This window comes from Pseudoduganella namucuonensis (assembly GCF_900116645.1).
Lineage (GTDB): Bacteria > Pseudomonadota > Gammaproteobacteria > Burkholderiales > Burkholderiaceae_D > Rugamonas > Rugamonas namucuonensis.
Map to the genome: position 1 here is coordinate 12,673 of NZ_FPBO01000020.1, position 13,053 is coordinate 25,725.

The window sequence follows — 13,053 nt, forward strand, 5'->3', positions numbered from 1 at the left end:
GCGGCGCAAGCCAAAATTCTAGATTCAAAAGTTATAAAGAACGCGTTTGTTAGTATTGACGTGATATAAAACGCCTTCTACAATTTGCCTACTTGAAGAGGACATGGTCACTTAGCCAACTTTGTTGTCACTCATTCATTCACGGAGCCGGGGCTCCACATGACATTTTAAGGAGTGTTTTCAAAAGGCGTCTGCCTTCCCCCCGAAAAAAGTTGTATTGCGACTGTTAGGCTTCACCTGCACTAGACCAGGTAGCAACAGCTCAGGCAAGCAATGATGGCGTCACCCGCGCGCTCCCAGCGGCGGTGGACGATTTAAATCTGATGCACGGCATTGGCACATCGAGAACAGCTGCGTTTGAACGCGGCGGGGATGCGCTCGTTACGGACATTTCAGGGAGGTCTATGACTCATCGTAACACCGGGGTAGCCGTGTCTACCCACACGCTGGCCGCCGTGGCTACCAGCCTGGCGAAGTCGCGCGTCACCGTGCGCAGCCTGCTGACCACGTTCCAGCACACCCTCACGATCTTCGGCGTCACCGCCCTGGTCGTCATCGGGGTACTGTACGCCCGTCCCGACCTCGCTCACGCCCTCAGCAAGAGCCTGGCGCAGCAAGCCGCGGTGGAAGTGGCCACCGTAACGGCCCCGCCCCTGTCGGCGCTGATGGAAGCCCCCGCGTCCGGCGCCCAGCCGGTCGCCGAGACGCCCCTGACGGCGGACGAGAAAGCCCTGATGGGCACGAAGAAGCAGCAGGAATGGGTGACCTCCTGGCTGTCCAAGCGCTACCGCGTGGCCGGCGACGCCGCCAACATGCTGGTGTCGACCGCCTACCTGACGGCGCGCGAAATCAAGCTGGACCCGCTGCTGATCCTGGCGGTGATGGCGATCGAATCGGGCCTGAATCCGTTCGCGGAAAGCCCGATGGGCGCGCAGGGCCTGATGCAGGTGATGTCCAAGGTGCACCACGACAAGTTCCAGGACTTGGGCGGCGTGCAGGCGGCGCTGAACCCGGTGGCCAACATCCGCGTCGGCTCGCTGATCCTGAAGGACTACGTGACCCGCGGCGGCTCGGTGGAAGCCGGCCTGAAGACCTACGTCGGCGCCGCCGCGTTCGAGTCGGACGACGGCTACGGCTACCGCGTGTTGGCCGAGTACCGTCGCCTGAAACAGGTTTCGGCCGGCAAGAAGGTGCCGACCACCAATCCGGTGATGGCGGCCGCTCCGGTGGCCCCGGCGCCGGCCAAGCAGCCCGAGACGGTCGCCGCGGCCAAGATGCCGGACTCGCAGATCGCCGGCCTGTAACAAGCGCCCGCACTATAAAGAGGCCCCTTGAGAACCAAGGGGCTTTTTTTCGTCCCGTCTATCGGATACTTAGGCGGCGGCCAAGCGCAGGGCGGCCCGCACGCCGCCGCCCTCCGGGTGCTCGATGCGGACCGCGATGCCGGCCCGCTCCCCCAGCCGGCGCGTGATCGACAGGCCCAGCCCGAATCCGGCGCTGCCCTCGCCTTTCACGCCGGGCTGGCCGACGCGCCCGCGCAGCGCGGCGGCGATGCCGGGGCCGCTGTCGGCCACCACCAGCCAGCCCTCCTCTATATAGATGCGCACCAGTCCCCGCCCGCCATGGCTGAAGGCGTTGCTGACCAGGTTGTCGAGCAGGATGGCGAACGCCGCCTCGTGGCACACTGCGCGCGCGTCGGCCGCCACCCGCACGTCGACCTCGGCGTCCGAACCGTCCAGCAGATGGGCGTAGCGCACCACCGCGCCCTCCACCAGCGGCAGCACGGCGAAGGACCCGGCCGGCCAGGCCGCCGGTCCGCCGTCGCCGTCGTCCTCGCGCGCCAGCGCCAGCAGGGTCCGCACCGATTGCGCCATGTGCGCGGCGGCGTCGCGGATGCGCCCCACCTGCTCGGCGGCCTGCGCCGGCAGCGGCTGCCTCGCCAGCAGGTAGCCCGCCCCCTCCACCACCGCCAGCGGCGTGCGCAGTTCGTGGCTGGCGTCCCGCGTGAAGTGCCGCTCGCGCTCGATGAAGGCGGCGATGCGGCCCATCGCCTGCTCCAGCGCGGTGGCCAGCGCGCCGATTTCATTGTCCGGGAAGCCGCGCGCGAAGCCTTGCGGCAGCTGGCCGGGCGCCGCGTCCGACATCAGCCGCGCCAGGCGGCTCAGCGGCGCGGTGGCGCGGTGCGCCAGCCAGTAGCCCGCCCCCAGCGTGACGCCGAGGATGGCCAGCGCCGACAGCCCGAGGAAGGTGGCGATGAACGGCAGGCGTGGACGCACCACCAGGTCGCGGCTGACCTCCGCCACCATATAAATAGGCGCGGCCTCGCCGGGCAGGCGCAGCGCCCGCACGTGGTAGTGGCGCCCCCGCTCGCCGTAAAACTCGCCGGCCCGCGCCGCGCCGGGCATCTGGCGCGCCAGGTCCGGCGGAAAGCCGGCCACGTCGCGGTGCAGGGAAATGGTGTCGCGCAGCGGCGGCGCCAGCCGGCGCGCCTGCGCCCAGGCGCGCGACTGGTGCGCGGCCTCCTGCTCCAGCATCTGCTCGAAGAAGCGGTCCTCGACCGTGTACACGAACAGCACGCAGAACGCGCTGAAGCACAGCGCCGACAGCAGCGCGAAGAAGGCGAAGGCGGCGACCAGGCGGCGGCGCAGGCCGTGGCGGGCCGCGCTCACGCCGACGCGTCCAGGCGCAGGCCGACGCCGTGCACGGTCAGCAGCATCGGCCGGCCGAAGGGCTTGTCCAGCGCTTGCCGCAATTGGTAAAGATGGGTGCGCAGCGCGTCCGAGTCGGGCGGATCGTCGCCCCACAGCTTGCGTGTGAGCTCGCTGCGCGTGAGCACGCGCGGATGCGCCTCGGCCAGCGCCAGCAGGATACGGTAGCCCACCGGCTGCAGCCGCAGCGGCCGCCCATCCCGCGTCACGGCCTGGCTGCGCCGGTCCACGCGCAGGCCGCCCACCTCGACGGCGTACGATTCGTGGCGGCAGGCCAGCGCGTGGCAGCGCGCCATCAGCTCCTCCAGCGCGAACGGCTTGACCAGGTAATCGTCCGCGCCGCGCTCGAAGCCGGCCAATTTGTCGCGCAGGGTGTCGCGCGCCGTCAGCATCAGCACCGGGACGCGGCGCGCCTGGCGCGCGCGCAGCTGGCGGCACACTTCCAGCCCGTCCATGCCGGGCAGCGCCAGATCCAGGATCACCAGGTCGTAATCCTGCTCCAGCGCCAGCCGCAGGCCCAGCACGCCGTCGGCGGCGAAATCGGCCGTGTGGCCGTGCTGTTCCAGCGCATCCGCCAGGTTGCGCGCCAGCGGCGCGTGGTCCTCGACGACCAGTATGTGCAAAGGCATCCGTTTTCCTGTGTTGTCATCCCCGGGCCAGGCGCTGCAGCTGGAAGGCGTCGGCCACCCGCCATTGCATGGCCGCCACCAGCGCGTGCAGCAGCACCAGCGACGGGTCGAAGCGCGCCACGCGCTCGGCCCGCGCCGCCGACAGGCCGCCCTGGTAATAGGCCGCCAGCATGCGCACGCTGTGCTCCTCCGGCGTGCGCTCGCGCGCCACCGGCCGGTGGCCCAGCGCCGCCACCATCGCCTCGGCCACCGACCAGGTGGACCATGGATTCTGCCCGGTCACGAGGCGGCCGTCCACCACCGTCGTGTCGACGAACTTGGGGCCGGCCTCGAAGCGGGCGCCCCGCTCGCGCGCGCGGTCCTCCAGCAGGAAGGGAAAGCGCGCGCGAGCGTCCTTCATCAGGAACAGTTCCTCGTCGTTGCTGAAACCCGTCATGCGCTTGCCCGCCACCAGCGGCCGGCCGTTTGCCAGGGTCACATCCAGCAGCGCGGCCGGGCCGTGGCAGACCGCGCCCACCACGCCACGCTCCGCCACGGCCCGCGCGATGCGGTTGATGTCGGCGTTGCCGGGAAAGTCGAACATCGCCCCCTTGCCGCCAACGAAGTAGACGGCGGCATAGTTCGATGGATCGACCCGCGCCAGCGGCAGCGTGTCCGCCAGCTTGCGCCGCGCCGCCGCGTCGTTGAGGAAGGCGTAATCGACGTCGCGCATGTCGTCGTCGTCGATGCGGGCGGCCGGCTGGCCCCCGGCGGGCGAGGCGATGTCCACCTCGTAGCCGTTGGCCTGGAACACATAATAGGCGCGCGACAGTTCGGTGAGCTCGTAGCCCGCCTTCTTTTGCGTGCCGGGGAAGCGGGGAGCGCTGCTGACCACGGCGAGCACGCGGCCGCGCTTCGCCGGTACGCTGTTTTTCAGATAGGCCAGTCCCTCCGGCGTGGCCAGCGGGTCGGCGGGCGTCGCGGCGTCCAGCCCGAAGCCGCGCGCGTACAGATAGGCGCAGATGGCCAGGACGGCCAGGATCGCGGCCAGCCATGCGGCCGCGCGTAGGGTTTTCTTGAGCATCGCTGCCTCCGTGAAGTCGGTAAGGCTGCCATGCTCGTCGAACGCGCGTGAAGGGGATGTGAAGAGGAAGGTGAAGGCGAGGAGCCGCTACTTCCAGAAACCCTCGTGGGCCCGCGCCGCCTCGTCCTCCAGCATCGGCCCCTCCACCGCGACGCGGCGCTGGCCGCGCGCGAACACTTCGCGGCACGGCAGCGAGAAGGTGGGATTCTCGGGATGGCTGCCGGTCAGCTCCAGCAGCTTGTGCTCGGACAGCGCGTACACCACGCGTCCCACGTTGGTCCAGTACACGGCGCCGGCGCACATGCAGCACGGCTCGGCGCTGGTATACAAGGTGCACTTGGCCAGCTGCTCCGGCGTGAGGCGCCGCGCGGCCTCGGCCACCGCCACCAGTTCCGCGTGCTGGGTGGGATCGCCCTCCGGCGGCATGGAGTTGTTGCCGGCGCGCGCGACCACGTTGCCCTCCCCGTCCGCCACCAGCGCGGCGAAGGGATGGCGGCCGTCGGCGCGCGAGCGCGCCGACAGCGCGATGGTTTCGCGCAGCAGCGCCAGGTCTTTCGCGTTCAGCGCCGCCGCGCCCGGATCATTGCTCATCTGTCGCCTCCATGGGTGGGAAGGCCATGGTAGCGCACGACAAAATCGGCCCGTATATCGGCCGGCATATGGCGGCCATATGAAAACATGAAAAAAGCCACCGGCGCTGGCGCGGCGGTGGCTTCGGGAGGCGATGGAGGCGGATCAGCGCTTCTTGTCGGCGTCCACCTCGTCGGGGCGGATGCGGCCGGCCAGCTTGTCCAGCACGCCGTTCACGTACTTGTGGCCGTCGATGCCGCCGAAGGACTTGGTCAGCTCGACCGCCTCGTTGATGACGACGCGGTAGGGGATCTCCAGGTTGTTCTTCAGCTCGTAGGCGCCGATCAGCAGCACACCGTGCTCGATGGGCGACAGTTCGGACACGCCGCGGTCCACCAGCGGCGCGAAGCTGTCGCGCAGCGCCTGGCAATCCTTGATGGCGCCGTACAGCAGGTGCGTGAAGTGCTCCGCGTCCGCCTTGTCGAAGCCGTGCGCGCCGCGGATGTTGTTGACGACGGTGGTGGCGTCTTCATTGTTCAGCAGCCACTGGTACAGGCCCTGCAGCGCGAACTCGCGCGCGCGGTGGCGCGGCGTGCGGTTCTTGCTGGGGTTGGCGTGCGTGGAAGTAGATTTGTCGGTCATGTTGTTGCCTATGTTCTGATTGCTTGTTACTCGTCGTCGCCGGCGTCTTGCTGCAGTTCTTCCAGCGCGATCGACAGGTTGGCCATTTCCACGGCCACGCGGGCCGCGTCGGCGCCCTTGACGGCCATGCGCACCTCGGCCTGCTCGTCGTTCTCGGTGGTCAGCACGGCGTTGGCGATCGGGATGCCGAAGTCCAGGCCGATGCGGGTGATGCCCGCGCCGGACTCGTTCGACACCAGCTCGAAGTGGTAGGTTTCGCCGCGGATGATGGCGCCCAGGGCGATCAGCGCGTCGAACTGCTGGGACTCGGCCAGCTTTTGCAGGATCAGCGGAATCTCCAGCGCGCCCGGCACGGTCACGTGCAGCACGTCCTCGTCGGCCACGCCCAGGTGTTTCAGCTCGGCCAGGCAGGCCGACAGCAGGCCGTGGCAAACGTCCTCGTTGAAGCGCGCCTGGACGATACCGACGCGCAAGCCTTCGCCGGACAGATTGGTTTCGTAGCTTCCTACAGTCATGGCAGCCCTCTTGTATGGTGTGTGTTGGTTGAAAAAAGCGGGCGCCTCAGGCGGCCGGTCTGGCCAGGTAGCCCGTCACTTCGAGATCGAAACCGGTCATCGACGGCATCTTGCGCGGGCTGGCCATCAGTTGCATCTTGCGCACGCCCAGCGCGCGCAGGATTTGCGCGCCGATGCCGTAGGTGCGCAGGTCCATGCTGGCGGCGCGGCCCTGCGGCTTGGTTTCCGGCTTGTCCAGCGCGGCGAACTGGTTGAACAACTGCTCGGCCGTCTCCTCGCAGTTCAGCAGCACGATCACGCCCTGCCCGGACGCCTTGATCGCCTTCATGGACGAGGAGATGGTCCAGGAGTGAGTGGTCACTTCGGATTCCAGCACGTCCAGGATGGACACCGGCTGGTGCACGCGCACCAGCGATTCCTGGCCGGCGGCCATGTCGCCGTGCACCAGCGCCAGGTGGGCCGAGCCGCTCGGGGTGTCGCGGAAGGCGATCATGCGGAAGTCGCCGTAGGCGGTTTTCAAGGTGCGCTCGGCCACGCGCTCGACCATGCACTCGTTCTGGCTGCGGTAGTGGATCAGGTCGGCGATGGTGCCGATCTTCAGGCCGTGCTCCTTGGCGAACTCCAGCAGGTCCGGCAGGCGCGCCATGGTGCCGTCGTCCTTCATGATCTCGCAGATCACGGAGGCCGGGGTCAGGCCGGCCATCGCGGTCAGGTCGCAGCCCGCCTCGGTGTGGCCGGCGCGCATCAGCACGCCGCCCTTGACCGCCTTCAGCGGGAAGATGTGGCCGGGCTGGACGATGTCCAGCGGCTTGGCGTCCCTGGCCACGGCGACCTGGATGGTTTTCGAGCGGTCGGCCGCCGAGATGCCGGTGGTCACGCCCTCGGCCGCCTCGATCGAGACCGTGAAGTTGGTGCCGAAGGAAGTGCCGTTGCGGGTCGTCATCATCGACAGGTCGAGCTGGTTGCAACGTTCCTCGGTCAGCGTCAGGCAGACCAGGCCGCGCGCGTGCTTGATCATGAAATTGATGGCTTCCGGCGTGACAAAGTCCGCCGCCAGCACCAGATCACCCTCGTTTTCCCGGTCTTCCTCGTCGACCAGTATCACCATGCGGCCCGCGCGCAGTTCGGCGACGATTTCTTCGGTGCTGGAGATTGACATTGCTTTATCCTTGGTTTCAAGTTTCCCTAACCCTCTATTTTAAAGGATTTGGCGCGCCCCGGCCTGAATAACCCCTCAAAACTGCCGTGCGCCCCAGAAACAGGGCGCGGAGTAGCATCGGTTAGACTGGACAGATATTGAAGTTCCGTGGAGAGAGCATGTCCGAATCCGACCCGAAGACCGATCCCGAGACAGAAGAGGCGCCCCCGCCGCCGCAAGGCCCGAGCCGCACCGTCCTGATCGTCGACGACCGTCCCACCAACCGCGCCTTCCTGGCCACCCTGCTCGGTTTCACCCCGCACAAGCTGCTGGAGGCCACCGACGGCGCCCAGGCGCTGGCGCTGGCGCGCGGCGAGCGGCCCGACCTGGTGGTGACCGACCTGCTGATGCCGACGATGGACGGCTACGCCTTCACCCAGCAGCTGCGCGCCGACCCGGACCTGGCGGACACCCCGGTGATTTTCTTCAGCGCCACCTATTCGCTGCAGGAGATGCGCGCCATGGCCGCCACCTGCGGCGTGCGCACCGTGCTGCAAAAGCCCTGCGACCCGCAGGCGATCCTGGACGCGGTGAGCATGGAGCTGGGGCTGGACGACGGCGGGCCGGAGCGGGACGCGCCGCCCGCCCCCCGGGACGGCGCGGCGCCCCCGTCCGGCATGGCGCAGGCTCTGGCCGCGCTGGCGCCGGCGCCGCCGGCCACCGCCGCGCTGCTGGTGGACCTGGGCCTGCGCCTGAACAGCGAGCGCGACTGCGCGGCCATGGCCGCGCTGTTCACCGAGGCGGCGCAGCGCATCCTGGACTGCGAGTGCGTCGCGCTGTGCCTGCTGGACTGCCACGAGCAGCAAATCCAGCACCTGTCGGCGCGCGGCGTCGGCGCCGCCGTGCTGCAACCGCACGCGCTGAACCGGGACGCCCTGCCCGGCTGTCTGCTCGAGAGCCGCGACGTGCTGCGCCGCGCCGCGCCCGCGGGCGCGCTGGAGCGGCTGCCGGACGGCCATCCGCCGGTGCGCAACCTGATGGGCATGGCCATCCGCGACCAGTTCCACCTGCACGGCTGGCTGTACTTCGCGGGCAAGCACGGCGCCCCGCAGTTCAGCGACGAGGACGCCGAAACGGCCGCCACGCTGGCCGCCCAGCTGACCGTCGCCTACGACAACCTGAACCTGTACCAGGTGGTGCAGCGCCACGCGGCCCAGCTGCAGATGGAGGCCAGCGCCCGGCGCGACGCCGACCTGGCCCTGCGCGCCAGCGAAACGCGCTACCGCGCCATGAGCGAGTCGGCGCCGGACGCCATCGTCACCCTGGACCACGAGCTGCGCGTGCTGCACTTCAACCGCGCCGCCGTCGCCATGTTCGGCTACAGCGAGGCGGAGATGGTGGGCCAGAGCGTGATGGAGCTGATGCCCGAGCGCTTCCGCGACAAGGCGCGCCAGCGCTTCGGGCAGTTCCGCCGCACCCAGCGGCCCTATTACAGCGGGCGCGTGGTGGAGATGCACGGCCGCCGCAAGAACGGCGAGGAGTTCATCGCCGACCAGGCGCTGTCCATCGTCCACGTCGACGGCAAGCAGATCTTCACCGCCATCCTGCGCGACACCACCCAGCGCCGCCTGCTCGAGAGCCGGCTGCGGCTGTCGGCCATGGTGTTCGACAGCACGCAGGAAAGCATCACGATGACCGATTCGGACTGCAACATCATCGCCGTCAATCCCGCCTTCGAGCAGATCACCGGCTACCGCGAACAGGAGGTGCTGGGCCGCAATCCCAGTCTGCTGCACTCGGGCCGGCACGACGGCGCCTACTACCGCGCCATGTGGAACTGCCTGGAAACCGTCGGGCACTGGCGCGGCGAGATCTGGAACCGGCGCAAGAACGGCCAGGTCTATCCGGAACGCATGAGCATCTGCGCGGTGCGCGACACGCACGGCCACGTCAGCGCCTACGTCTCCGTGTCCAGCGACATCAGCGCGCTGAAGGAGGCCCACCATCAGCTCGACTTCCTCGCCAACCACGACCCGCTGACCCTGCTGCCCAACCGCAACCTGCTGAACGACAGGCTACAGCTGGCCGTCGCCTCGGCCGAGCACGGCAACGCGCTGGTGGCCATGCTGCTGTTTAACATCGACCGGCTGCAGCGCATCAACGACAGCCTGGGCCACGACGCCGGCGACGCGCTGCTGCAGGAGCTGGCGCGCCGCCTGGCGAAAATCGTCGCGCCGGGCGACACGCTGGCCCACCTGGGCGCCGACGAGTTCGCGCTGATGCTGACCAAGTGCCAGGACGTGGACGACGTCATCGTGGCGGCGCGCCAGTTGATGGAGGAGATCGCCCGGCCGGTGCACCTGCAGGGCCAGGACGTCTACGTGACGGCCAGCGTCGGCATCAGCATGTACCCGCGCGACGCCAGCACCCCGGGCGCGCTGCTGATCGGCGCCGACGTCGCGCTGTCGCACGTGAAGGAGGCCGGCCGCAACGCCTTCCGCTTCTTCACCGGCGAGATGAACGCGCACGCGCAGCGCTTCATGTCGCTGGAAACCCATTTGCGCCACGCCATCGAAAAGGACGAGCTGCGGCTGCACTACCAGCCCCAGGTGTCGCTGATGGACGGCCGCATCAGCGGCATGGAGGCGCTGCTGCGCTGGAACAGCCCGGAACTGGGCGCGGTGTCGCCGGCCGACTTCATCCCGCTGGCCGAGGACACCGGCCTGATCCTCGAAATCGGCGCCTGGGTGCTGAACCAGGCCTGCGCCCAGAACAAGGCGTGGCAGGCGACCGGGCTGGCGCCGCTGCCGGTGGCCGTCAACGTGTCGGCGCGCCAGCTCGCCGCCGGCAACCTGCCGCAGGTGGTGCGCACCGCGCTGGCCGCCAGCGGCCTGGCGCCGGCCAGCCTGGAGATCGAGCTGACCGAAAGCATCATGATGCATGACAACGAATCGACCCAGTCCCAGCTGGCCGAACTGGCGGCGATGGGCGTGGCCGTCTCGCTGGACGACTTCGGCACCGGCTATTCCTCACTGGGCTACCTGTCCCGCTTCACCCTGGACAAGCTGAAGATCGACCAGGCATTCGTGCGCAACATCACCTGCGAGCCGCGCAGCGCCGCCATCGCCCAGGCCACCATCGCGCTGGCGCACGGGCTGAACCTGGTGGTGGTGGCCGAGGGCGTGGAAACGCCGGGGCAGTTGAACTACCTGCGCAACATTGGCTGCGACAAGATCCAGGGCTACCTGTTCAGCCGGCCGCTGCCGGCCGACGAGATGGCCGTGCTGCTGCGCGAGAAGCGCACGCTGGACCAGGAAAACCTGGCACTGGCGCCCGCCCGCACCCTGCTGCTGCTGGACGACGAGCCCGGCATCCTGTACGCGCTGGTGCGCCTGTTCCGGCGCGAGGGCTACCGCATCCTGGTGGCGCACAACGCGCGCGAGGCGCTCGAGCTGCTGGCCGCCCACGCGGTCCAGGTGGTGATCTCGGACCAGCGCATGCCGGAAATGAACGGCACCGAATTCCTGGCCCGGGCGCGCGAACTGTACCCGGAGACGGTGCGCATCCTGCTGTCCGGCTACGCCGACCTCAAGGAGGTGACGGACGCGGTCAACCGCGGCGCCATCTACAAATGCCTGAGCAAGCCCTGGGACGACGCCGACCTGAAGGCGGCCGTCCAGATGGCGTTCCGCGTGGCCGAGCAACTGCAGGGCGAGCGGGCCGCCGGCTAGCTGTTGCCGGGCCGCACTAAAAAAATGGTAGCGCTACACCGGAACGGCCGTTTTTGAGGCATAGTTACGCCTTCCATCCCGCTCGTTTTTCAACCCACACCAATGAACGCCGTGACTGCACAATCCAAAGACCTCACACCCCGCCTGCTGTGGCAACTGGGCGCCGAACTGGGCGAAGGCCCGCTGTGGCTGCCGGAACAGCAACGCCTGTATTTCGTCAACCTGAAGGGTTCCACCCTGCACGCCAGGGACGCCGACGGCGCCACCCACAGCTGGACGCTGCCCACCTACATCTGCTGGATCGTTCCGCGCCGCGACGGCGACGGCTTCATGGCCGGCCTGCGCGACGGCATCGTGCGCCTGTGGCTGGAGCCCGAGCTGCGCTATGAATACGTGGGCAAGCCGGTGGCCGCCGACCAGGGCGTGCGCCTGAACGACGCCAAGGCCGACGCCCAGGGCCGCATCTGGGCCGGCTCCATGAACGGGTCCGACGTCAGCCGTCCGGACGGCCAGGTGTTCCGGCTGGACGCGGACGGCGAACTGAGCGCCGTGCTGAACGATTATCACATCTGCAACGGCCCGGCCTTCAGCCTGGACGGCAAGACCATGTACCACAGCGACAGCTACCTGAACCGCACCTACGCCTACGACGTGGCCGAGGACGGCGGCCTGGGCGAGCCGCGCCTGTGGCGCCAGTTCGGCGACGGCGACGGTTCGCCGGACGGCATGACGGTCGACAGCGAGGGCTGCGTCTGGATCGCGCAATGGGGCGGCGCCCGCGTCTGCCGCTACAGCGCCGACGGCGAGTTGCTGGCCACCATCCGCATGCCGCTGTCGCAGCCCGCGTCCTGCGTGTTCGGCGGGCCGGACCTGAAGACGCTGTACATCACCACGGCCTGGGAAGGCATGAGCGAGGAACAGCGCGCCGCCGAGCCGCTGGCCGGCTCCCTGTTCGCGGTCGACCTCGACGTGGCCGGCGTGCCGCCCGCCCGCTACGGCAAATAACGCCACCAAGGGGACAGACCCTCCGCGCCAGTCGCCTTCGCAAAGGCAGCCGGTGCGGATCGCCGGTCTGTCCCCGGTTTGAAGCCGCGGCTCCCCATGCGGCCACCGCATATGCTTACCCCCCCCTCCCGCATAAGCTTACTCGCCCCCTCCAGATAAGCTAGCGCAATCTTATTCGTTCCACCACGCCGCGGGCGTGAATAGACTCGGTGTCTCCAGGTACTCATAACCTGTCATGACAGGTCAGCCGCCATGCCGTGCAACGAATCCCAAGTCTTTCAACCGATAGCGCTCTCGCCCGTTCCGCTGCACACCCAGCTGCGCGAACGCCTGCGCGAACGCATCCTCGACGGCAGCTACGCCCCCCACGCGCAGCTGCCCGCCGAGAGCGAACTGGGCGCCATCTTCGGCGTCAGCCGCATCACCGTGCGCCAGGCGCTGGGCGACCTGCAAAAGGAGGGCCTGATCTTCAAGGTGCCCGGCAAGGGCACCTTCGTCGCCAAGCCCAAGGCCTTCCAGGAACTGACCCAGCTCGAGGGACTGGCCGAGGCCATGTCGCGCATGGGCTACGAGATCTACAACCAGGTCGTCAGCCACAAGACCGTGCCCGCCTCCGCCAAGGTGGCGCAAAAGCTGGGCCTGGCCAAGGACCAGCCGGTGTGCGAGATCAAGCGCGTGCGCCACCTGAACCGCGAGCCGCTGTCGCTGGAGATCACCTATGTGCGCGCCGAACTGGGCGAGCGCCTGGCCGGCGAGGACCTGGCCGGGCGCGACATCTTCGCGATCCTGGAAAACGACTACGGCATCACCCTCGGCCACGCCGACCTGCGGATCGAGGCGGTGCTGAGCGACGCGGCGCTGGCGCACGCGCTGCGCGTCGACGAGGGCAGCGCCATCCTGCGCATGGAACGCCTGACCCACAGCGCGGGCGCGGACGGCACACCGCATTCGCAACAAGTGCCGCTGGACTTCGAATACCTCTACTTCCGCGGCGACGCCTTCCAGTACCGCCTGCAAGTCGCGCGCCGCCACCCATAACGAACGGAGAGACC

At 68.6% G+C, this 13,053-nt stretch carries 11 protein-coding genes; 4 read left to right on the top strand and 7 right to left on the bottom strand.

What is annotated here, in order from left to right:
• Nucleotides 1-500: 500 nt before the first annotated feature.
• A complete protein-coding gene (locus BM436_RS20105; RefSeq protein WP_229490546.1) occupies nt 501-1,304 on the top strand; it encodes a transglycosylase SLT domain-containing protein in 804 nt (267 codons plus the stop codon).
• A gap of 69 nt (nt 1,305-1,373) precedes the next feature.
• On the opposite strand, the gene BM436_RS20110 is transcribed toward BM436_RS20105, so the two are convergent.
• From BM436_RS20110 to ribBA, 7 genes are all read right to left on the bottom strand, one after another.
• The gene (locus BM436_RS20110) at nt 1,374-2,669 is read right to left on the bottom strand and encodes a sensor histidine kinase (RefSeq protein ID WP_093557319.1); all 1,296 of its coding nucleotides are present in this window, start codon (nt 2,667-2,669) and stop codon (nt 1,374-1,376) included.
• The gene (locus tag BM436_RS20115) at nt 2,666-3,337 is read right to left on the bottom strand and encodes a response regulator transcription factor (RefSeq protein WP_177307364.1); all 672 of its coding nucleotides are present in this window, start codon (nt 3,335-3,337) and stop codon (nt 2,666-2,668) included. The genes BM436_RS20110 and BM436_RS20115 overlap by 4 nt, the downstream gene beginning before the upstream one ends.
• Before the next feature lie 16 nt (nt 3,338-3,353).
• A complete protein-coding gene (locus BM436_RS20120) occupies nt 3,354-4,400 on the bottom strand; it encodes a type 1 glutamine amidotransferase domain-containing protein (RefSeq protein WP_093557320.1) in 1,047 nt (348 codons plus the stop codon).
• An 87-nt stretch (nt 4,401-4,487) separates the two neighbouring features.
• Nucleotides 4,488-4,991 (bottom strand): nucleoside deaminase, encoded by a 504-nt coding sequence (locus BM436_RS20125; protein ID WP_093557321.1) that lies wholly within the window; start codon nt 4,989-4,991, stop codon nt 4,488-4,490.
• 144 nt (nt 4,992-5,135) lie between these two features.
• The gene (gene nusB / locus BM436_RS20130; RefSeq protein WP_093557322.1) at nt 5,136-5,612 is read right to left on the bottom strand and encodes a transcription antitermination factor NusB; all 477 of its coding nucleotides are present in this window, start codon (nt 5,610-5,612) and stop codon (nt 5,136-5,138) included.
• A gap of 26 nt (nt 5,613-5,638) precedes the next feature.
• Entirely contained in the window at nt 5,639-6,127 is a 489-nt protein-coding gene (gene ribH, locus BM436_RS20135; RefSeq protein WP_093557323.1) for a 6,7-dimethyl-8-ribityllumazine synthase, read from the bottom strand.
• Nucleotides 6,128-6,173: 46 nt separating this feature from the next.
• Nucleotides 6,174-7,286 (bottom strand): bifunctional 3,4-dihydroxy-2-butanone-4-phosphate synthase/GTP cyclohydrolase II, encoded by a 1,113-nt coding sequence (gene ribBA, locus BM436_RS20140; protein ID WP_093557324.1) that lies wholly within the window; start codon nt 7,284-7,286, stop codon nt 6,174-6,176.
• Between the two features lie 158 nt (nt 7,287-7,444).
• Between ribBA and BM436_RS20145 the strand changes: the two genes are divergently transcribed.
• The 3 genes from BM436_RS20145 (at nt 7,445) to BM436_RS20155 (ending at nt 13,039) form a co-directional block, all read left to right on the top strand.
• Complete coding sequence (locus BM436_RS20145) at nt 7,445-10,996, top strand: EAL domain-containing protein (RefSeq protein WP_093557325.1); 3,552 nt, start codon at nt 7,445-7,447, stop codon at nt 10,994-10,996.
• A gap of 111 nt (nt 10,997-11,107) precedes the next feature.
• Nucleotides 11,108-12,001 (top strand): SMP-30/gluconolactonase/LRE family protein, encoded by an 894-nt coding sequence (locus BM436_RS20150; RefSeq protein WP_229490537.1) that lies wholly within the window; start codon nt 11,108-11,110, stop codon nt 11,999-12,001.
• A 252-nt stretch (nt 12,002-12,253) separates the two neighbouring features.
• Nucleotides 12,254-13,039, top strand: coding sequence for a GntR family transcriptional regulator (locus BM436_RS20155; protein ID WP_093557327.1), 786 nt, complete (start codon nt 12,254-12,256; stop codon nt 13,037-13,039).
• Nucleotides 13,040-13,053 lie beyond the last annotated feature (14 nt).